This is a genomic window from Nocardioides sp. dk884 (genome assembly GCF_009557055.1).
Lineage (GTDB): Bacteria > Actinomycetota > Actinomycetes > Propionibacteriales > Nocardioidaceae > Nocardioides.
This window is the reverse complement of sequence record NZ_CP045649.1, coordinates 505,758-526,366: the sequence shown is the minus strand read 5'-3', so window position 1 is coordinate 526,366 and position 20,609 is coordinate 505,758. Positions and strand designations below refer to the sequence as shown.

Genomic DNA, 20,609 nt, shown 5'->3' with positions numbered 1-20,609 from the left:
GCCGGTCAGCCGAAGACCGAGTCGCGCTGCATCAGCAGCGAGTACAGCGTCTGCTGGATCGACTCACGGACCTGGTCGGTCACGTTGAAGACCAGCATCGGGTCCTCCGCGGCACCGGGCTCGAAGTCGTCGGTGCGGATCGGCTCGCCGAACTCCAGCAGCCACTTCGAGGGCAGCGGCACCAGCCCGAGCGGCCCGAGCCAGGGGAACAACGGGGTGATCGGCACGTACGGCAGCCCCAGCAGCCGCGCCAGCGAGGGCAGGTTGGCGATCATCGGGTAGATCTCCTCCGCGCCGACCACCGAGAGCGGCACGATCGGCACCCCGGTGCGCAGCGCGGCCCCGACGAAGCCGCCGCGCCCGAACCGCTGGAGCTTGTAGCGCTCCGAGAACGGCTTGCCGATCCCCTTGAACCCCTCCGGCCACACCGCGACCAGCTCGCCGCTGCGCAGCATCCGCTCGGCGTCCTCGTTGCAGGCCAGGGTGGCGCCGCCCTTGCGGGCCAGGGTGCCGACACCGGGCAGCCGGAAGACCAGGTCCGCGCCGAGCGGGCGCAGGAAGCGACCGGTGTGGTCGTGGACCGACACCATCGTCATCAGCCCGTCGACCGGGATCGTCCCGGAGTGGTTGGAGACCACCAGCGCGCCGCCGTCGGCGGGGATGTTCTCCACCCCGCGGACCTCGATGCGGAACCACTTCTGCGCGATCGGGCGCAGCGCCGCCAGGACCAGGCGCTCGGTGATCTCCTGGTCGAAGCCGTACTCGTCGACGACGTACTCCCCAGTGACCCGGCGGCGCAGGAACGCCAGGAAGCGGGCCAGCTGCGGCTCCCAGTCCTCGCCGAAGACCTCGCGGGCGCCGGTCTGGAAGGCCGCCAGCCACTCACTCACCGGGATCCCGCCGAGCGGGTGTCGCTCCGCGGTCCGCGTCGGCGGTCGTACGCCGGCCGCCGCGGGCTCCTCGACGTGACCGGGCGCCGGGCGGGGCGGGCTCTTCTTCGCGGCGGGGCGACGCGCGGACGCCTCGCCCTGCTCCGCGCCGGGGCCGCCCAGGCTCCGGGCGGCCGAGGACGCCGAGCGTCCGCTGCCGCGACCGGGTCGCCCGCGCGTGCCGATCGGGATGATCTCGGCATCACCCATGGACCACGCCTCCGCTCAGCTGGCTCTCGACGGCATGCAGCGCGCGCTCGGCCCGGGCCGCGGGCGGCGGCAGCGAACCGGCGAAGTCGGCGAACGCCTCGTGGGTGGTGCGGGCCGGGGTGAAGCCCAGCACCTCGCGCATCCGCGTCGTGTCCACCCCGCGCCCGTAGGTGAGGAACCCGAGCTGCTCGGGCGAGAAGTCCGCCAGCCCCGCCGAGCGCAGCGTGGAGCCGAGGTTGCCGACGGCGACGCCCGGCAGCGGCAGCCACGGCCGGCGCAGGCGGCGTACCGCCTGGGAGAGCATGAGGATGCCCGAGCCGGCGACGTTGAAGGTGCCGGCGACGTCGGCGAGCACGGCGTGGCGCAGCACGTCGTAGAGGTCCTCCTCGTGGAGGAACTGCATGCGCGCGTCGTGCCCGAGCACCGTCGGGATCACCGGCAGCCGGAAGTAGGAGCTGATCGGGCTGCGCACCTGCGGGCCGATCACGTTGGCGGCGCGCAGCAGCGTCACCCGCACGTCGGAGCGCCGGCGGCCGAAGCCCCGCACGTAGCTCTCGATCTCCGCGACGTCCTTGGCGTAGCCCGAGCGGGGCGCGCGGCGCGGCCCCATGTCCTCGGTGAACATCGCGGGGTCGCGGCTGCTGGCGCCGTACACGGTCGTCGTCGACTTCACCACGAGCGAGCGCAGGCTCGGCGCCTTCTGGCACGCAGCGAGCAGCTGCATCGTGCCGATGACGTTGAGCTCCTTCATCGTTCCGCGTCCGCCGGCGGAGCCGGGGGTGGAGATGATGCTCATGTGGACGACGGTGTCGACATCCTCCTTGGCGATCACCTTGGCGATCACCGGATTGCGGATGTCGGCCCGCACGAACGAGACGTCGCCGATGTCGCCGCGAGGCGGCACCGCATCGACGCCGATGACCCGCTCCACGGAGGGGTCGGCGGCGAGGGAACGCGCGAACGTCCGGCCGAGGTCACGGGAGACCCCGGTGACGAGGACGACGTTCCCGGTGCTCATGCCGACCGTCCCCCGGGAGGGGCTACTTGCCGAGCTTGCGGCGCTGGACGCGCGTCTTCTTGAGCAGCTTGCGGTGCTTCTTCTTGGCCATACGCTTGCGCCGCTTCTTGATGACAGAACCCACGGGATACCTTTCAAAAGCCGATCAGGCCACTCGAGCACAGCGCCCGGAGGACCGGGCTAGCCTAACGGCCCGCCGGTGGAGGTCAGAATCCTGGCCCCGGAAATGGTCGTCCGGGGCGGGGTGGTGCGATGGCGCGGACCTCAGCCCGCGTCGTAGAAGCTGCGGCGGATGTACTCGTCGGCGTCCTCCTCGCGGACCCGGAACGAGCGGCCCACCCGCACCGCCGGGAGGTCACCGTTGTGCACCAAGCGGTAGACCGTCATCTTCGAGACGCGCATCATCGCTGCGACCTCGGCCACGGTCAGGAACTTCGCCTCGGAGATGTCCCCCCGGGAGTTGGCTGCCATCGAGCACCGTTCTTTCTCTGCAGCGCGCCACCGGCTTCCCCACCGGTGCTGACACGGCCACGTAAGCGTGAGGATAGGGGCAGATGTGACTCGTGGGGAAGAGCTCGTGTGAAAGTTGGGACGCCACGCGGCGTGTCGGCTTGCGCGGCGCCTTGTGGATCCACCCTACGTCGAGCGCGAAGGTCGGTCCGGAGCCCTCAGGGCATGGGATCGAGGCCGTGCAGCGGGAACGCCTCCATGCGGGTCGCGTGGACCGCCCGGTCCAGCCAGGTGTCGGGGTCGTAGCCCTCGCTCCAGTCGCGGTACGCCGGCACACGCCCGTCGGTCATGCGGTACGGCGCGGTGAGGTCGAGCGCCTCGCGGACGTGCTCGCGCCAGGCGTCGGAGGTCTCGCGCTCGGGGTCGACCGGGTTGCCGGCGACGATCGAGAGCAGGTGGGTCCAGGCACGCGGCACCACGTCGACGACGGCGTAGCCGCCGCCACCGGTGGCCACCCAGCGTCCGCCGGCGACCTCGTGGGCGAGGTCGTGCAGCGCGAGGTAGGCGGCACGCTGGCCGTCGATGCTCAACATCATGTGGGCGAGCGGGTCGTCGGCGTGGGAGTCGCAGCCGTGCTGGGTCACCAGCACCTCGGGCTCGAAGGCCCGCAGCAGCGGCGGGACCACCGCGTGGAAGGCGCGCAGCCAGCCGGCGTCCGACGTACCGGGCGGAAGGGCGACGTTGACCGCGCTCCCCTGCGCCTCGGGGCCGCCGAGGTCCTGGGGGAAGCCGGTGCCGGGGAAGAGCATCTGTCCGGTCTCGTGCAGGGAGATCGTGAGCACCCGGGGGTCGTCCCAGAAGATCCGCTCCACACCGTCGCCGTGGTGCACGTCGACGTCGACGTAGGCGACGCGCTTGGCGCCCGCGTCGAGCATCGAGCGGATGCCGACGGCGATGTCGTTGTAGATGCAGAAGCCGCTGGCCCGGTCCGGCATCGCGTGGTGCAGACCGCCGGCGATGTTGGCCGCGTGCAGCGACTCCCCGCTCCACACCTGGCGGAACGCCTCCAGGCTCGCGCCGACGACATGGGCGGAGGCCTGGTGCATGTGCCGGAAGATCGGGTTGTCCTCGGTCCCGACGCCGCGCAGCTCGTCGGGGTCGGCGGTGGTCCCGGCCTTCATGACCGCCTCGATGAGACGCGGGTCGTGGACGGTGACCAGCTGGTCCTCGGTCGCCACGCTCGCCGGCACCAGGCGGACGCCGTCGAGCACACCGAGGTCGCGTGCCAGGCGCATCGTGAGGTCGACCCGCAGGGGCGACATCGGGTGGTGCGGGCCGAAGTCGTAGCCGGTCAGGACCGGGTCGTACACGACCGTCGCCGGCCCCTCGCAGGTGGACATGGCGCGGACGCTACCGCCTGGGGCCGATCGCTGCTCGCCGGACCACGATCCGCGCCATGGGAGCCGACTCGGCGCGCCATTGGAGCCGACTCGGTGCGCCACTGGCGCCGACTCGGCGGAGGGGTCAGTCGCCGGCGGCGAGGGCGCGGGAACGGTCGCGGGCGGCCTCCATCGCGGCGAGGAACGCCGCGCGCACCTTGTGCACCTCCAGCTCGCGCAGGGCGGCGGCGGTGGTGCCGGCCGGGGAGGTCACCTGCTCGCGCAGCACGGCGGGGTGGGTGCCGGTCTCGCGCAGCATCTTGCCCGAGCCCACGACCGTCTGGATCGCCAGCTGGGTCGCGGTCGCGCGCGGGAGGCCGAGGTGGACGCCGGCCTCGATCATCGACTCCACGACGAAGAAGATGTACGCCGGGCCGGAGCCGGAGATCGCCGTGACGGCGTCCTGCTGCTTCTCCGGGATCCGCAGCACCTGGCCGACCGAGGCCATCAGCGCCTCGGCCTCGACGAGCTGGTCCTCGGTGCAATGCGAGCCGGGCGAGATCGCCGACATGCCCTCGTCGACCAGCGCCGGGGTGTTGGGCATGACCCGCACCACCGCGACGCCCTCGGGCACCCGCTCCTCGATGTAGGCGGTGGTGATGCCGGCGGCCAGCGAGACCAGCAGCTGGCCCGGACGCAGGTCGGGCGCGATCTCGGCCAGCACGTCGCCCATGTCCTGCGGCTTGACGACGAGCGCGACGGTGTCGGCCTCGCGGACCGCCTCGCGGTTGCCGACGACCGAGACGCCGTAGCGCTCCTCGAGCTCGCGGGCCCGCTCCTCGCGCTTCTCGCCGACGAGGAGCTGGTCGACACGGCGACCGGCACGGACGAGGCCCGACAGCAGGGTCTCCCCCATGACGCCGGCACCGAGGATCGCGGTCTGCGACATGGTGGTCCCACTTCTTTCCCGGGGCCTCCCGGCCGGGCGGCTTCAGCGCTTGGAGACCAGGGAGGTGATGAACAACGACAGGTTGCGCGGTCGCTCGGCCAGCCTCCGCACGAGGTAGCCGTACCACTGCGCGCCGTAGGGAACGTACACCCGCACCTGCTCGCCCGCCTCCGCCAGGCGGCGCTGCGCCTCGGGGCGTACGCCGTAGAGCATCTGGAACTCATAGCTGTCCTGCGGGCGGCGGTGACGACCCGCCAGCGCCAGGGTCACCTCGATCAGCCGCGGGTCGTGGGTGGCGATCATCGGGTGGCCCTGGCCGGCCATCAGGATCTTCAGGCAGCGCACGAAGGCGCGGTCCACGTCGTTCGGGTCGGTCCAGGCGACCGACTCGGGCGCGCCGTAGGCGCCCTTGCACAGCCGCACCCGCGAGCCCTCGTGGGCCAGGGCCCGGCAGTCGTCGACGGTGCGGTGCAGCTGTGCCTGCACGACCGCGCCGGTCTCCGGGAAGTCCTTGCGCAGCTCGCGCAGCACGCTCAGCGTCGCGTCGGTGGTGGTGTGGTCCTCCATGTCGACGGTGATCGTGGTCCCGGCGTTGCGGGCGGCGCGGCAGATCGTGCGGGCGTTCTCGAGCGCGATCGCCGCGCCGTCGGGCAGCGCCAGGCCGATCGCGCTGAGCTTGACCGACACCTCGGTGGTGCGGCTCAGCCCCCGCGCCGGCAGGTGGCCGAGCAGCTCCAGGTAGGCGGCCACCGCGGCGTCGGCCCGGGCGAGGTCGCGGGTGTCCTCCCCCAGGTGGTCCAGGCTGGTGGCCAGCCCCTCGGCGGCCAGCCGCTCCGCCACCTCGAGGGCGTCCTCGGTCCCGGTCCCGGCGACGTAGCCCGCGACTATGCGGGCGGTCACCGGGAGCCGGGTGACGAGGTCCTGGAGGCGGTCGCTGCGAGACAGCAGCAGGATCGGCTGGCGCAGCAGGGACATGTGGCCGAGATTACGCGGTGGCCCCCGTCGCGGGGTCGTGGACGACGCCGCCGTCCAGCCCGCCCCGGTCGGCGCGGGAGCGGTGCAGCAGCACCGCCGCGAGCACCGCGACCACGATGCCGATCAGCGGCGGGATGCCGATCTCGGCCTCCTTCGACCCCCACGCGGCCAGGCTGCCCACGGCGTACGCCGCGACGTTGCGCAGGTCGAGCGGGACGGTGCGCTGCCCGGTCGCGATGCCGCGGCGCCAGCGCAGGAAGAAGTCGGCGATGATCACGCCGCCCAGCGGCGGGATGAACGTGCCGAGCAGGCCGAGGTAGTCGACGAGGTGGTTCTGCACGCCGGTGAGCGCCAGCGCGGTGCCGATGATCGAGCCGCCCACCACGAACGGCGTCTTGCGCGGCCGCTCGAAGAGCTCGGCCCCCGCGACGCCGAACGCGTACGCCGTGTCGGCGTTGGACTTCCACAGGTTGCCGAACAGCAGGAACACGCCCCAGCCGACCAGCCCGAGGTTGTAGAGCACGAGCACGAAGTCGCCCTCGCCGAAGGTGATCGCGCCGATCGCCCCGAACAGGATCATCAGCCCGTTGCCGATCAGGAACCCGATCAGGCAGGCCCACACGGCCTGGCGCCCGGTGCGCGCGAACCGGGTCCAGTTCGGGGCCTGGGTGCCGGCGGAGACGAAGGTGCCGACCACCGTCGTGATCGCGACCGGGATCGCCATCGTCGCGGTCGGCTCGACCGCGAACAGGCCGGAGAGCCCGTCGACCTCCTCCAGGGAGCGCAGCACCACCCAGAAGGCCAGCACCAGGATCAGCGGGGTCGAGACCAGCGAGACCCAGTACATGCCGCGGTAGCCGTAGCAGGCGGTGGCGCACATCAAGACGCTGGTGAGCACCATGATCGAGGCCTTGGCGCCGTAGGACTCCCAGCCCGCGGCGCGCGCGGTGAGGTCGCCGATGGTGCCCACGACCACGCCGTACCACCCGATCTGGGTGCCGCCGAGCAGGATCGAGGCGAGCTTGGAGCCGCCGTGGCCGAAGGTGTAGCGGGCCATCACCACGGTGGTTAGCCCGGTGCGCGCCCCGACGTAGCCCATCAGGGCGACGTAGGCGCCGAGGATCAGCGAGCCGCCGAGGATGACCAGCAGCAGGTCGCCGAAGGTGAACGCCGGGCCGAGCGCGGCGCCGGCGAGCATCGTCGGGGTGAAGACGGTGAAGCCGAGCAGCACCACCGCCAGCGACAGGAACGACTTGCGGGCGTGCAGCGGCACCGGGGTGACCGGGTAGTCCGGGTCGACCGGCGCCGCGGCAGGTCCCGCGGCCGGTGCCGCGCTCACGACTCCTCGCCGATGTCCTCGGCCCACAGCTGGGGGCGCTCGGCGATCATCCGCTGCATCAGCGCCACGCAGTCGGCGTCGTCGACCACGTCGACCTGCACGCCGCGGCTGCGCAGCCACTCCTCGGAGGCCTGGAAGGTCCGGTTCTCGCCGACGACGATCCGCGGGATGTCGTAGAGCACCGCGGTGCCGGCGCACATGAAGCACGGCGAGAGCGTCGTGTAGAGCACGCTGCGCCGATAGACCGCCGCCGGCAGCCGCCCGGCGTTCTCGATGCAGTCGGTCTCGCCGTGCCGGATCGCGCTGCCGAGCTGGACGCGGCGGTTGCGGCCGACCGCGAGCACCTCGCCCTCGTGGACGAGGGCGGCGCCGATCGGGATCCCACCCTCGTCCCAGCCGAGGCGTGCCTGCTCGATGGCCAGGTCGAGAAATGTCCGGTCGCGGTCGTCCATGGGGGCTCCTTCGAGGTGCGGGATGGCTGATCTCCACCCGACCAGAGCCCGACGGAGCCCAGCAAGGGACGAGTCGTCAGGCCTGGGGCGCCCGATGACTGACACTGTGTTGCGTCGAGCGTGTGACAGCGTGCGGTGTCGGGCCCCAGGATGAGCGCGTGCTGCCGACCCTGCGCGAGGTGCTCGCGCTCCCCTCGTTCCGTGCCGCCGCCCCCGAGGTGCTGGGCGGACCGCTCCTCGACCCGGACGCGGTCACCGTGCGCTGGGTGCATTCCTCGGAGGTCTACGAGATCGCCGGGCTGCTCGCCGGCGGGGAGGTGCTGCTGACCACCGGCCTCGGGCTGCACGGGCGCACCGCCGCGCAGCTCACGGCGTACGTCGACCAGCTCGCGGACGCCGGTTGCGCCGCGCTGGCCCTGGAGATCGGCCGCTCGTTCTTCGAGGTGCCGGCACCGATCGTGCGGGCCGCCCAGCGGCGCGGGCTTCCGCTCGTCGCCCTGCACACCGTGGTGCCGTTCGTGCGGATGATCGAGGACTTCCACGACCTCGCCGTACGCCGCCGCCCGGACGCGCCGCGCCTCGGTGAGCGGGTCTGGCAGGAGGTGCTCGCGCCGGTCGTGCACGGGCAGGGGATGCGCGCGCTGCTCGACGCCGCCGCCCGCCTCGCCGGGTGCGGCGTCGAGCTCGTCGACGTCGACGGCACGCTCGTGGAGCGCAGCCGGGTGGCGGTCCCGGAGTGGGCGGGCGAGTGCGTGAGCGCGGACGTGCGGGGGCTCGGCGGTCCGGCCGGCCAGGTCGTGCTCCGCGGCCGCGCCAGCGCGCGGCGCGGCGCGGTGCTCCAGCGGCTCGCGGTCGCGGTGGCCCTCGAGCTCGGCCGGCACCCGGGTGGGGAGCAGCGGCCTTCCCTCGCCCAGGCGGTCGTCACCGACCTGGCCGCCGGCACCATCGCCTCCGCCGCCGAGCTGCGCGACCGGCTGGCGGCCGTGGGCTGGCTCCCGACGCCCGGGCGGCACCTGCTCGTCGCGGCGCTCGACGTGGACCCGCGGGTGCCCGCGCACGAGCTGGTCGCCCCGCTGCGCGACGCGCTCACCGGCGAGCTGGGGCCGGTGGTGGTCGGCGCCGCGGGCAGCCAGGTGGTGGCGCTGTGCCAGGGCTGGAGCCGTCCACTGCCGCAGCGGGTGCGCGCCGCCCTCACCGCGGCGTACGACGCGCTGGGGCCCACGGCCGGCGGGGCCCGCGCGCTCGCGGTGGCGACCCCGGTCGCCGACCTGGCCGACGTGGGCGCGGCGGTGGCGCAGGCGAGGGAGGTCGTGCAGGTGGCCCGGCGCGTCGGCACCCGCGCCGGCGTGGTGCTGGCACGCGACCTCGGGGTGCCGCGGCTGCTGGCGGCCGGCTCCGACCCCGCCGCGACCGCCGCGTTCGTCGCCGAGCAGCTCGGGCCGCTGCTGGAGTACGACATCGCCGCCACCGCGGACCTGATGCGCACCCTCGACGCCTTCGTGGCCCACAGCGCGAGCAAGTCGCGCACCGCCGCGGCGCTCGGCATCCGCCGCCAGTCGCTCTACGCCCGCCTGGAGCGCATCGAGCGGCTGCTCGGGGTGTCCCTGGACGACGCCACCCAGCTGACCTGCCTGGCGGTGGCGCTCACCGCCTGGCGGATGCGCACCGGGCTGGACCCGCAGACCGCCTTCGGGTGAGGCCTGGCGGCCGAGACGGTGCGCGCGTCCGGCCCGCTCAGGGGGCGGCGACGCCGAGGTGCTGGCGGGCGAACTCCAGGGACTCGGTCAGGTCCCGGGCGCGCTCCTCGGGGCTGCCGCAGCGCCGGGTGTTGATCTCGACGACGACCTCGCCGGCGAAGCCGGTCCGGGCGAGGTGCTGCAGGAACGCCGCGGCCCCGACGGTGCCCCGACCCGGGACCAGGTGCTCGTCCTTGGCCGACAGGGTGCCGTCGGTGAGGTGCACGTGGCGCAGCCGGGGCCCGAGCCGCTCGGCCATCGCGACGGGGTCGTCCCCGGCGATCGCGGCGTGGGAGAGGTCGATGGTCGCGTGGGCGAACGGCTCGTCGGAGGGGTCGCGTGAGGGCAGGTACATCTCCACCCCGCGCTTCTGCGAGGCCCGCCACGGATACATGTTCTCCACCGCGAAGGCGATGCCGGTGGACTCCTCGAGCGCGGCGATGCCGTCGACGAACCCCGCGGCGTACTCCCGCTGCCAGCGGAACGCCGGGTGCACGATGACCACCGCGGCGCCGACGGCGTGCGCCATCTCCGCGGAGCGCTCGAGCTTGCCCCACGGCTCGGTGCCCCAGACCCGCTGGGTGAACAGCAGGCAGGGCGCGTGCACCGCGGCGACCGGGACGCCGTGGTGCTCGGAGAGCTGCTGGATCGCCGCGGTCTGCTGGGAGAGCGCGTCGATGCCCACCATCACCTCGACGGTGTCGTAGCCCAGCCGCGCGGCGTAGGCGAAGGCGTGCGCCGAGGACTCGGGATAGACCGAGGAGGTCGACAGGCCGATGCGGTTCACGCCTCGTCCAGCACGCTCAGCTGGTCGAGGCGCTCGAGGATCACGCCCTCGCGCAGCGCCCACGGGCAGATCTCCAGCGCGGTCAGCCCGAACAGGTCCATGCACGCCTCGGCGACCAGCGCCCCGGCCAGCACCTGGTGGGCGCGGCTCGAGGAGACCCCGGGCAGCTCGGCGAGCTCCTCGAGGCTCATCGCGGCCAGCTTGGGGATCCACGGTCGCAGCGCGTCCAGCGGGAGCGAGCGCGGCACCAGCGGGCCCTCCGCGGACGGCGCGGCGCCGCAGATGCGGGCCAGCGAGCGGAACGTCTTGGAGGTCGCGACGGCGCGGGCGATCTCGGCACGCACCACCCTGCGGACCTCGCGCAGCCGCTCCTCCTCCACCGGCGCGGTGGGCGCCCCGGTCGTCGGGTCGGCGAAGTGGGCGCGCGCCAGCCGGGCCGCGCCGATCGGCAGCGACCAGGCGACCTCGGGGGCCTCGTCGGCGCCGCCGGCGATCTCCAGCGAGCCGCCGCCGATGTCGAAGACCGCCAGCCGGCCGGCCGACCACCCGAACCAGCGGCGTACGGCGAGGAAGGTCAGGCGGGCCTCGTCCTCACCGGAGAGCACCTCGATCGCCACGCCGGTGCGGGCGCGGACCTCCTCGAGCACGGCGTCGGCGTTGGCGGAGTCGCGCACCGCGGAGGTCGCGAACGCCAGGATCTCCTCACAGCCCTGGTCCTCGGCCACCTGCAGGGCCTCGGCGGTGAAGCCGGCCAGCGCGTCGGTGCCGACGGGCGAGACCACGGTGCGGGGGGCGTCGGGCGGGCCCTCGGTCACGAGGTGCTCGGCCAGGCGCAGCGGCTGCTTGTAGGAGGAGGCGGGCAGCGGGGCCGCGCCCCCGTGCGCGTCGACGACCAGGAGGTGTCCGGTGTTGGAGCCGATGTCGAGGACGCCCAAGCGCATGCCTCCAACGTACTCGCCGTACCCGACGGCCCGTAGGCTGACCGGGTGCCCGAGGTCGACCTGGTGTTCCCCCGTGCGTGGGTCGAGTTCGTCAACCCCGACGACCCCGACGAGGTGCTGCGCTGCGACCTCACCTGGCTGACGTCGGCGTGGACCTGCATCTTCGGCGGCGGCTGCGCAGGCATCTACGCCGACGCCCCCGACGTGGGCTGCTGCACCCTCGGCGCGCACTTCTCCGACGCGGACGACGAGCGCCGGGTCGCGGGCTTCGTCGCCGAGCTGACCCCCGAGCAGTGGCAGCTGCACCCCGGCCGCGAGGTCCGCCCGGAGGACTGGGTCGAGACCGACGACGAGGGCGACCGCAAGACCCGCACCGCCGAGGTCGACGGCCAGCAGGCGTGCGTGTTCCAGAACCGGCCCGGGTTCGCCCCGGGCACCGGTCCCGGCGGAGCCGGTTGCGCCCTGCACGGCCTCGCCCTCGAGCGCGGCCTGCACCCCCTGGAGACCAAGCCCGACGTGTGCTGGCAGCTGCCGATCCGGCGTACCTTCCGCGACGTGGAGCGCCCCGACGACACGTCGTACACCGAGGTGTCGATCGGCGAGTACGACCGCCGCGGCTGGGGCCCCGGCGGCCACGACCTGGACTGGTACTGCTCGGGCAACACCGAGGCCCACGTCGCCCCCGAGCCGGTCTACCGCACCCACGCCGCCGAGCTCACCGCCCTGATGGGCGCCGCGGCGTACGAGGAGCTGGTGGGCCACTGCGAGGCGCACCTGCGCTCCCGCTCGGTGCTGACGCTGCACCCGGCCACTTCCGCGCAATTGCGCGGATAAGTACCGCTACCGGCGGGTTCCACAGTGCGTAACTCAGCAATTGCTGAGTTACGCGCAACCACAGGACACACCGGCGCACGAAGAGGGTGCTTACCTCTCGACGTCAAGAGACCACGACCCCACTGTCGGGGCAGGGTGAGGGGTCGCCCACAATCGGCACATGCGCCTGGACCATCTCTCTTTCGCTGCTGGACCCGACGGACTGCGGGGCACTGCCCAGCGCATCGGGGAGCTCCTCGGACGTGAGTTCGTCGACGGCGGGGTGCACCCGCGCTTCGGCACTCGCAACATGATCCTGCCGCTGGCCGGCAACACCTACCTCGAGATCGTCGAGGCCCTCGACCACCCCGCCTCCGACAAGGCGCCGTTCGGCCAGGCGGTCAAGGCCCGCTCCGCGCTCGGCGGCGGGTGGCTCGGCTGGGTGGTCGCGGTCAAGGACATCTCCGTGGTCGAGCAGCGCCTGGGCCGTGAGGCCGTGGCCGGCAACCGCCACCTGCCCGACGGCAGCGAGCTGCGCTGGCACCAGATCGGCATCAACGGGCTGATCGCGGACCCCCAGGTCCCCTACTTCATCCAGTGGGACGACTCCACCGCCCCGCACCCGAGCACCGGCGCGGACCCCGCGTGGGCGCTCGCCTCGCTGGAGATCGCCGGCGACCCGCACCGGGTCAGCGAGTGGCTCGGCGAGAGCGTGGACGCACCGCTGGAGGACGTCAAGGTCGAATGGGTCGCCCCCAACGGCACCCCCGGCGTGCTGGCCATCCAGGTGCAGACCCCGCGCGGCCTGGTCCGGATCTGAGCCTCCCGGAGGGGGCTCGCCCGAGCCCCAACATCTGGCACCACACCGCGACCTACGAGCTGGAGAACCGCGCCGTCGACCCCGACGGCGTGATCGAGTCCGCCATGCGCGCCGTCCTCGGCGCCGGCGGCTGGACCGGGCGCACGGTCCTCGACGTGGGCTGCGGGACCGGCTTCCACCTGCCCCGGTTCGCCGCCGACGCCGCCGCCGTGATCGGCGTCGAGCCGCACCCCGACCTGGTGGCGCTGGCGCGCCGCCGCACCCGGCGCTTCCCCACGGTCGCCGTGCACCAGGGCACCGCCCAGGCGCTGCCGGTGCCGGACGCCTCCGTCGACGTGGTCCACGCCCGCTGGGCCTACTTCTTCGGCCCCGGCAGCGAGCCCGGGCTGCGCGAGCTGGACCGGGTCGTACGCCGCGGCGGCACGGCGTTCGTGATCGACAACGACGCGACCCGCTCGACCTTCGGCGCCTGGTTCCGCCGCGGCTTCCCCGAGGTGGACCCGGAGGCCGTCGAGCGGTTCTGGTCGACACGCGGCTGGGCCCGCACCCCGCTGGACATCCGCTGGTCGTTCTCCTCACGCGCCGACCTCGAGGCCGTCGTACGCATCGAGCTGCCGCCGGCCGCCGCCGAGCAGGCCCTCGCCGAGCACACCGGCACCGAGGTCGACTACGCGGTCAACCTCTGGTCGCGGTCGTTCTGACCCGGCGCGACCGCACTGTCGGCGCCATCGCCTAGCGTCTGGCCCATGTCGAAGACCGGTGCCCGTGCCTCCCGCCCGAGCTATCGCTGCACCGAGTGCGGCTGGGAGACCGGCAAGTGGGTGGGCCGCTGCGGGGAGTGCCAGGCCTGGGGATCGGTCGCCGAGGCCGCCGCGCCCGTCGTGCGCGCCGCCGCGGCGCCGGTGACCACCGCCGCGGTCCCGATCGGGCAGGTGTCGGTCACCGACTCCGCCTTCCGCACCAGCGGCGTCCCCGAGCTCGACCGGGTGCTCGGCGGCGGCCTGGTCCCGGGCGCCGCGATCCTGCTGGCCGGCGAGCCCGGCGTCGGCAAGAGCACGCTGCTGCTCGAGGTGGCCGCCCAGACCGCCCGCTACCGCCACCGCACGCTCTACGTCACCGGCGAGGAGTCCGCCTCGCAGGTGCGGCTGCGCGCCGACCGCACCGGTGCGGTGCAGGACGAGCTCTACCTCGCCGCCGAGACCGACCTGGGCGCCGTGCTGACCCACATCGAGCAGGTCCGCCCCACCCTCCTCGTCGTCGACTCGGTGCAGACCATCGGCGCCTCCGGCACCGAGGGCGTGCCCGGCGGGGTCACCCAGGTCAAGGAGGTCGCCGCCGCGCTGGTGCGGGTGGCCAAGACCCGCAACATCACCACCGTCCTGGTCGGCCACGTCACCAAGGACGGCTCGATCGCCGGGCCGCGCGTCCTCGAGCACCTCGTCGACGTCGTCCTGCACTTCGAGGGCGACCGCAACTCCCGCTTCCGCATGGTGCGGGCCATGAAGAACCGCTTCGGCCCGGTCGACGAGGTGGGCTGCTTCGACCTCGGGCCCGACGGCATCACCGCGGTCACCGACCCCACCGGCCTGTTCGTGGAGAACCACCACGGCCGGGTGCCCGGCACCTGCGTCGCGGTCACCATGGAGGGCCGGCGCCCGATGCTCGCCGAGGTGCAGGCGCTGGTCACCCACAGCCCGCTCGAGCGGCCCCGGCGCACCACCTCCGGGCTGGACTCCTCACGGGTGGCGATGGTGCTCGCCGTGCTCCAGCAGCACTGCGGGGTCCGGCTGCACAAGATGGATGTGTTCGCCTCGACCGTCGGCGGCGCGCGGCTGCAGGAGCCGGCCAGCGACCTCGGTGTCGCAGTGGCCCTCGCCTCCGCCTCGCTGGGCCAGGCGGTCCCCCACGGCGTGGTCGCGATGGGCGAGATCGGCCTGGCCGGCGAGCTGCGCCGGCTGCGCGACCTGCCGCAGCGGGTGGCCGAGGCCGAGCGGCTCGGGTTCCGGGTCGCGGTGGTGCCCTGCGAGCCCGGCAGCGGCGACCCGCAGGTGCTGCGCGCGGGCGCTCCGGCGCCCTCCGACGGCATCCGGGTGATCGAGGTCCCCGACGTCGCCTCGGCGCTGCGGGTGCTCCGGTTGAGCCAGCTGCCGGGCTCGGCCACGCCGCCGCGCTCTGAGCACTAGGATTCTCCTGCGGCACGCTGCCGCCGTGGAGAAGGGACAACGCCTCGTGGCCACCGATCGCTCGGACGATGCCCGGATGCGCGAGACACTCGCCGCCATCGCCCCGGGGACCCCGATGCGCGACGGTCTGGAGCGGATCCTCCGCGGCCGCACCGGCGCGCTCATCGTGCTCGGCATCGACAAGACCGTGGAGTCGATCTCGACCGGCGGGTTCCAGCTCGACGTCCCCTTCACCGCCACCGGGCTGCGCGAGCTGGCCAAGATGGACGGCGGCATCATCGTCGACAAGGACATCACCCGGATCAGCAAGGCAGCTGTCCACCTGATGCCCGACCACACGATCCCCTCCGAGGAGACCGGCACCCGGCACCGCACCGCGGACCGGGTGGCGCGCCAGACCGGCTACCCGGTCATCTCGGTCTCGCAGTCGATGCAGATCATCGCGGCGTACGTCGGCGATCGGCGCCACGTGCTGGAGGACTCCGGGCAGATCCTGTCGCGTGCCAACCAGGCGCTCGCGACCCTCGAGCGCTACAAGCTGCGCCTCGACGAGGTCTCCAGCACCCTCTCCGCACTCGAGATCGAGGACCTGGTGACCGTGCGCGACGTGGCGGTGGTCGCGCAGCGCCTGGAGATGGTGACCCGGATCGCGCGCGAGATCGAGGACTACGTGCTCGAGCTCGGCAGCGACGGCCGGCTCCTGGCGCTTCAGCTCGAGGAGCTCATCACCGGGGTCGACGCGGAGCGCGAGCTGGTCATCCGCGACTACCTGCCGCCGGGCAAGCGCAGCAAGAGCGCCGAGGAGCTGCTCTCCAAGATCGAGGCGCTCTCGGCCACCGAGCTGGTCGACCCCGCCTCCACCGCACGGGTGCTCGGACTCGGCAACGGTGAGCACCTCGACGGCGCGGTGGCCCCGCGCGGCTACCGCCTGCTGGCGAAGGTGCCGCGGCTGCCCGCCTCCGTCGTGGACCGCCTGGTCGACCACTTCGGCACCCTGCAGAAGCTGCTGTCCGCCGGCATCGACGACCTGCAGGCGGTCGAGGGCGTCGGCGAGCTGCGGGCGCGCAGCGTGCGCGAGGGCCTCTCCCGGCTCGCCGAGTCCACGATCCTCGAGCGCTACGTCTGATCCGGACGGCCCTGACGGCCCAGCCGGCCCGGACGGCCCAGTGCCGTCCGACGGGCCCGGTTCAGGAGCGGTCGTCGTCCTGCTGCTCGGCCCGGGGTCGCCCGGTCACCTGGGGGCGGCCCTGCGCGGCCGACCCTCCGGCCAGGACCAGCTCGAACTGCACGTCGTCCGGCTCGCCGCCGAGGGCGGCCGCGGTGACGTGGTAGAAGCCGGGCATCGCCCAGCCTGCCTGGGCCGAACAGTCCTCGTCCGAGCGACGGGCGTTCCACTCCAGGGTGATCGGGGTGCTCACCGCACGGCGCACGGTGACGTCCTGGGACGGGATCGCGACGGGGCAGTGCTGGCTGAACCAGATGTCGTCGTCACCCGAGGTGATCTTCACCGACAGCGTGCGCGGGGCGACCGTCCAGGTGCAGGCCTCGGCGGTGAGCGTGCGCAGCGAGAGCACGATGTCGGCACCCTGACCGGCGATCGCGGTCCCGACCTCCGGGGCGACCGCGACGTCGCTGTCCACGCACGGACCGCTGGGCTCGGCCAGCACCGGCTCGACCGGGAGCGCGGGGCGCTTGCGCTTCTTGACCCGGGTGGCCTGCGAGGGCTCGGAGCTTGGCCCGGCGCTCGCGGCGGTCTCCGGTGTCGTCTCGGCGGCGCTCAGCGCCGCCGAGGCCTTCGGCTCGCTCTGGTCGCCGTCACCGCCGCCGATGAGCTGGACCAGCACGGCGACCACGACCACGAGGGCCACGAGCAGCACCAGACGACGTCGCCAGTAGACCGCCGCCGGCAACGGGCCGCGCGGTGCCAGGGGTGCGGGCCGCGAGCTCATGGGCTCACGTTATCGAGAGAGGAGGCAGTTGCCGGGCCGCCACACCGCACGGACCCGCTCCCCAGCAGAATGACCCCGGTGAGCGCCCTCCACGAGCCCCTCCTGCGGTGGTACGACGAGCACGCCCGCGACCTGCCGTGGCGCTCCCCCGCCGCCACCCCGTGGTCGGTGATGGTCTCGGAGTTCATGCTCCAGCAGACCCCGGTGGCCCGGGTGCTGCCGGTGCACGCGCTGTGGCTGGAGCGCTGGCCCACGCCCGCCGACCTGGCCGCGGAGAGCACCGGCGAGGCGGTCCGGGCCTGGGGCCGGCTCGGCTACCCCCGCCGCGCGCTGCGCCTGCACGCCGCGGCGTGCGCGCTCGTGGAGCGCTTCGGCGGCGAGGTGCCGCCCGACTACGACGACCTGCGCTCGCTGCCCGGGATCGGTGACTACACCGCGGCCGCCATCGCGACCTTCGCCTTCGGGCGTCGCCACGTCGTGCTGGACACCAACGTGCGCCGGGTCCTCGCCCGCACCGTGCGGGGCGTGGCGCTGCCGGCCCCCGCGGTGACCCGGGCCGAGCGCGACGTGGCCGCCGAGCTGCTGCCGGCCGACGTGGCCGACGCCGCGACCTGGTCGATCGCGACGATGGAGCTCGGCGCCCTGGTCTGCACCGCCGCGCGCCCGCGTTGCGAGGCCTGCCCGGTGGCCGACCTGTGCGCCTGGCGCGCCGCCGGGCACCCGGCGTACGACGGGCCGCAGCGCGCCACGCAGGCCTGGGCCGGCACCGACCGGCAGTGCCGGGGCCGACTGCTGGCGGTGCTGCGCGACAGCGACGGCCCGGTGCACCGCAGCTCCTTGGACCAGGTCTGGAGCGAGGCGACCCAGCGCGAGCGCTGCCTGGCCGGGCTGGTCGAGGACGGGTTGGTCGCCCGGCTCTCCGCGGACACCTACGCGCTGCCCTGAGCCGAAGCCCCGCACACGCACGAGGCCCCGGCTTCCTCGCGGAAACCGGGGCCTCGGGTGCTGCTGGACTGCTCAGTCGTTGTCGGTGGACTTCGGGACGTCGACGGGACCCTCGCTGTCGTCGGGGCCCTCGATCGTGCCCTCACCCAGCGCCGCGGTCTCCAGCGGCGGCATGTCGGGAAGGGCGTTGACCTTCTGCCCGTCGAAGGTGAAGGTGGCCGTCGGCCCCTCGCCCTCGACGTCGACGAGCACGATCATCCCGGGGCCGACCTCGCCGAAGAGCATCTTCTCGGCGAGGGCGTCCTCGATCTCGCGCTGCACCGTGCGGCGCAGCGGACGCGCACCGAGGACCGGGTCGAACCCGCGCGCGGCGAGCAGGTCCTTGGCCGCCTGGGTGAGCTCGAGCTGCATGTCGCGGTCGCGCAGCCGCAGCTCGACGGAGGCGATCATGTTGTCGACCATCTGCACGATCTGCGCACGCGAGAGCGGCGGGAACACGACGATCTCGTCGACGCGGTTGAGGAACTCCGGGCGGAAGTGCTGCTTGAGCTCGTCGGCGACCTTCGCCTTCATCCGCTCGTAGGAGCCGGCGACGTCACCGGACTGCTGGAAGCCGAGGTTGACCGACTTGTTGATGTCGCGGGTGCCGAGGTTGGTCGTCATGATGATGACGGTGTTCTTGAAGTCCACGACCCGGCCCTGCGAGTCGGTCAGGCGACCTTCCTCGAGGATCTGCAGCAGGCTGTTGAAGATGTCGGGGTGGGCCTTCTCGACCTCGTCGAAGAGCACGACCGAGAACGGCTTGCGGCGCACCTTCTCGGTGAGCTGGCCGCCCTCCTCGTAGCCGACGTAGCCGGGGGGCGAGCCGAAGAGCCGCGAGATCGTGTGCTTCTCGCCGAACTCGCTCATGTCGAGCTGGATCAGCGAGTCCTCGTCGCCGAAGAGGAACTCCGCGAGCGTCTTGGACAGCCAGGTCTTGCCGACGCCCGAGGGGCCGGCGAAGATGAACGACCCGCCGGGACGCTTCGGGTCCTTCAGGCCGGCACGCGTACGCCGGATCGCCCGGGAGAGCGCCTTGACGGCCTCGTCCTGGCCGATGACGCGCTTGTGCAGCTCGTCCTCCATCTTGAGCAGCCGGGTCGACTCCTCCTCGGAGAGCTTGACGATCGGGATGCCGGTGGCGACCGCGAGGACCTCGGCGATCAGCTCCTCGTCGACCTCCGCGACCTCGTCCATGTCGCCGGCGCGCCACTGCTTCTCGCGGTCGGACTTGGCGAGGATCAGCTGCTTCTCCTCGTCGCGCAGGCGCGCGGCGGCCTCGAAGTCCTGGCCGTCGATCGCGGCCTCCTTGCGCTGGCGGACCTCGGCGATCTTGTCGTCGTACTCGCGCAGGTCGGCGGGCGCGGTCATCCGGCGGATGCGCAGGCGCGAGCCGGCCTCGTCGATGAGGTCGATGGCCTTGTCGGGGAGGAACCGGTCGGAGATGTAGCGGTCGGCCAGCGTCGCCGCCGAGACCAGGGCCTCGTCGGTGATGGTGACGCGGTGGTGCGCCTCGTAGCGGTCGCGCAGCCCCTTGAGCATCTCGATGGTGTGCGCGATGGAGGGCTCGGCCACCTGGATCGGCTGGAAGCGGCGCTCCAGCGCGGCGTCCTTCTCGAGGTACTTGCGGTACTCGTCGAGGGTGGTCGCGCCGATGGTCTGCAGCTCGCCACGGGCCAGCATCGGCTTGAGGATGCTGGCGGCGTCGATCGCGCCCTCGGCCGCGCCGGCGCCGACGAGGGTGTGGATCTCGTCGATGAACAGCACGATGTCGCCGCGGGTGCGGATCTCCTTGAGGACCTTCTTCAGCCGCTCCTCGAAGTCACCGCGGTAGCGGGAGCCGGCGACGAGCGCGCCGAGGTCGAGGGTGTAGATCTGCTTGTCCTTCAGCGTCTCGGGCACGTTGCCCTTGACGATGTCCTGGGCCAGGCCCTCGACGATGGTGGTCTTGCCGACGCCGGGCTCTCCGATGAGGACCGGGTTGTTCTTCGTGCGCCGCGACAGGATCTGCATCACGCGCTCGATCTCCTGCTCGCGCCCGATCACCGGGTCGAGCTTGCCCTCGCGCGCGTCCTGGGTGAGGTTGCGACCGAACTGGTCGAGCACCAGGGAGGAGGAGGGCGTGTCGCCGGCGGCACCGGTCGCGGCGGCCGCGGACTGCGCGGACTCCTTGCCCTGGAAGCCGGAGAGCAGCTGGATGACCTGCTGGCGCACCCGGTTGAGGTCGGCGCCGAGCTTCTGCAGGACCTGGGCGGCGACGCCCTCGCCCTCGCGGATCAGACCGAGCAGGATGTGCTCGGTGCCGATGTAGCTGTGGCCGAGCTGCAGGGCCTCGCGCAGCGACAGCTCGAGGACCTTCTTGGCGCGCGGGGTGAAGGGAATGTGACCGCTCGGGGCCTGCTGGCCCTGGCCGATGATCTCCTCGACCTGGGCGCGGACGGCCTCCAAGGAGATGTCGAGGCTCTCGAGCGCCTTCGCAGCGACGCCCTCGCCCTCGTGGATCAGCCCGAGCAGGATGTGCTCGGTGCCGATGTAGTTGTGGGAGAGCATGCGGGCCTCTTCCTGGGCCAGCACGACAACTCGTCGGGCTCGGTCGGTGAACCGCTCGAACATGCGCATCGCTCCTGAACTTCGGGGCCACCCGACCACGGGGCGGCAGGGTGGTGTCGAGAGAACTAACCCCACGGACAGCCTA

General features: G+C 73.1%; 20 protein-coding genes. 7 read left to right on the top strand and 13 right to left on the bottom strand.

Annotated features, from left to right (window positions below; translation table 11 throughout):
• Window positions 1–5: 5 nt before the first annotated feature.
• From GFH29_RS02540 to GFH29_RS02500, 9 genes are all read right to left on the bottom strand, one after another.
• Complete coding sequence (locus tag GFH29_RS02540; RefSeq protein ID WP_153321906.1) at window positions 6–1,139, bottom strand: lysophospholipid acyltransferase family protein; 1,134 nt, start codon at window positions 1,137–1,139, stop codon at window positions 6–8.
• A complete protein-coding gene (locus GFH29_RS02535) occupies window positions 1,132–2,157 on the bottom strand; it encodes an NAD-dependent epimerase/dehydratase family protein (protein WP_153321905.1) in 1,026 nt (341 codons plus the stop codon). The genes GFH29_RS02540 and GFH29_RS02535 overlap by 8 nt, the downstream gene beginning before the upstream one ends.
• Before the next feature lie 22 nt (window positions 2,158–2,179).
• A complete protein-coding gene (locus GFH29_RS02530; RefSeq protein ID WP_008356322.1) occupies window positions 2,180–2,281 on the bottom strand; it encodes a 30S ribosomal protein bS22 in 102 nt (33 codons plus the stop codon).
• A gap of 140 nt (window positions 2,282–2,421) precedes the next feature.
• Window positions 2,422–2,628: a helix-turn-helix domain-containing protein gene (locus GFH29_RS02525; protein ID WP_153321904.1), complete on the bottom strand. Its 207-nt coding sequence runs from the start codon at window positions 2,626–2,628 to the stop codon at window positions 2,422–2,424.
• Between the two features lie 197 nt (window positions 2,629–2,825).
• Window positions 2,826–4,007 carry an acetoin utilization protein AcuC gene (locus GFH29_RS02520; RefSeq protein WP_153321903.1) on the bottom strand — a complete coding sequence of 394 codons (1,182 nt, stop codon included), beginning with the start codon at window positions 4,005–4,007 and terminating at the stop codon, window positions 2,826–2,828.
• A gap of 124 nt (window positions 4,008–4,131) precedes the next feature.
• Window positions 4,132–4,935 (bottom strand): pyrroline-5-carboxylate reductase, encoded by an 804-nt coding sequence (gene proC / locus GFH29_RS02515; RefSeq protein WP_153321902.1) that lies wholly within the window; start codon window positions 4,933–4,935, stop codon window positions 4,132–4,134.
• Window positions 4,936–4,977: 42 nt separating this feature from the next.
• The gene (locus GFH29_RS02510) at window positions 4,978–5,910 is read right to left on the bottom strand and encodes a proline dehydrogenase family protein (protein ID WP_228387721.1); all 933 of its coding nucleotides are present in this window, start codon (window positions 5,908–5,910) and stop codon (window positions 4,978–4,980) included.
• A gap of 10 nt (window positions 5,911–5,920) precedes the next feature.
• Window positions 5,921–7,249, bottom strand: a complete 1,329-nt coding sequence (codB, locus tag GFH29_RS02505) for a cytosine permease (RefSeq protein WP_153321901.1) — start codon at window positions 7,247–7,249, stop codon at window positions 5,921–5,923.
• Window positions 7,246–7,701 carry a nucleoside deaminase gene (locus GFH29_RS02500; protein ID WP_153321900.1) on the bottom strand — a complete coding sequence of 152 codons (456 nt, stop codon included), beginning with the start codon at window positions 7,699–7,701 and terminating at the stop codon, window positions 7,246–7,248. The genes codB and GFH29_RS02500 overlap by 4 nt, the downstream gene beginning before the upstream one ends.
• Before the next feature lie 158 nt (window positions 7,702–7,859).
• Here GFH29_RS02500 and GFH29_RS02495 point away from each other — a divergent pair, with 158 nt between their 5' ends.
• Window positions 7,860–9,398, top strand: a complete 1,539-nt coding sequence (locus GFH29_RS02495; RefSeq protein ID WP_153321899.1) for a PucR family transcriptional regulator — start codon at window positions 7,860–7,862, stop codon at window positions 9,396–9,398.
• Window positions 9,399–9,435: 37 nt separating this feature from the next.
• Here the strand turns inward: GFH29_RS02495 and GFH29_RS02490 are convergent, their stop codons facing one another.
• Together GFH29_RS02490 and GFH29_RS02485 are read right to left on the bottom strand one after the other, a co-directional pair.
• Complete coding sequence (locus GFH29_RS02490; RefSeq protein ID WP_153321898.1) at window positions 9,436–10,224, bottom strand: sugar phosphate isomerase/epimerase family protein; 789 nt, start codon at window positions 10,222–10,224, stop codon at window positions 9,436–9,438.
• On the bottom strand, window positions 10,221–11,165 hold the full coding sequence (locus GFH29_RS02485) for a Ppx/GppA family phosphatase (protein ID WP_153321897.1): 945 nt from the start codon (window positions 11,163–11,165) through the stop codon (window positions 10,221–10,223). The genes GFH29_RS02490 and GFH29_RS02485 overlap by 4 nt, the downstream gene beginning before the upstream one ends.
• Window positions 11,166–11,210: 45 nt before the next feature.
• Between GFH29_RS02485 and GFH29_RS02480 the strand changes: the two genes are divergently transcribed.
• The 5 genes from GFH29_RS02480 to disA all read left to right on the top strand — a co-directional run bounded on the left by GFH29_RS02480 (window position 11,211) and on the right by disA (window position 16,107).
• Window positions 11,211–11,999 carry a hypothetical protein gene (locus tag GFH29_RS02480; protein WP_153321896.1) on the top strand — a complete coding sequence of 263 codons (789 nt, stop codon included), beginning with the start codon at window positions 11,211–11,213 and terminating at the stop codon, window positions 11,997–11,999.
• A gap of 160 nt (window positions 12,000–12,159) precedes the next feature.
• Window positions 12,160–12,798 (top strand): VOC family protein, encoded by a 639-nt coding sequence (locus GFH29_RS02475; protein ID WP_153321895.1) that lies wholly within the window; start codon window positions 12,160–12,162, stop codon window positions 12,796–12,798.
• Between the two features lie 89 nt (window positions 12,799–12,887).
• Window positions 12,888–13,499 (top strand): class I SAM-dependent methyltransferase, encoded by a 612-nt coding sequence (locus tag GFH29_RS02470; protein ID WP_228387720.1) that lies wholly within the window; start codon window positions 12,888–12,890, stop codon window positions 13,497–13,499.
• Between the two features lie 45 nt (window positions 13,500–13,544).
• Entirely contained in the window at window positions 13,545–14,981 is a 1,437-nt protein-coding gene (radA, locus tag GFH29_RS02465) for a DNA repair protein RadA (protein ID WP_153321893.1), read from the top strand.
• 46 nt (window positions 14,982–15,027) lie between these two features.
• A complete protein-coding gene (gene disA / locus GFH29_RS02460; RefSeq protein WP_267128538.1) occupies window positions 15,028–16,107 on the top strand; it encodes a DNA integrity scanning diadenylate cyclase DisA in 1,080 nt (359 codons plus the stop codon).
• A 61-nt stretch (window positions 16,108–16,168) separates the two neighbouring features.
• Here disA and GFH29_RS02455 read toward each other — a convergent pair whose 3' ends face one another.
• A complete protein-coding gene (locus tag GFH29_RS02455) occupies window positions 16,169–16,930 on the bottom strand; it encodes a hypothetical protein (RefSeq protein WP_153321891.1) in 762 nt (253 codons plus the stop codon).
• Between the two features lie 69 nt (window positions 16,931–16,999).
• Here GFH29_RS02455 and GFH29_RS02450 point away from each other — a divergent pair, with 69 nt between their 5' ends.
• Window positions 17,000–17,875 (top strand): A/G-specific adenine glycosylase, encoded by an 876-nt coding sequence (locus GFH29_RS02450; RefSeq protein WP_153321890.1) that lies wholly within the window; start codon window positions 17,000–17,002, stop codon window positions 17,873–17,875.
• Between the two features lie 72 nt (window positions 17,876–17,947).
• Here the strand turns inward: GFH29_RS02450 and GFH29_RS02445 are convergent, their stop codons facing one another.
• Window positions 17,948–20,527, bottom strand: a complete 2,580-nt coding sequence (locus GFH29_RS02445) for an ATP-dependent Clp protease ATP-binding subunit (protein ID WP_153321889.1) — start codon at window positions 20,525–20,527, stop codon at window positions 17,948–17,950.
• Window positions 20,528–20,609: the final 82 nt, after the last annotated feature.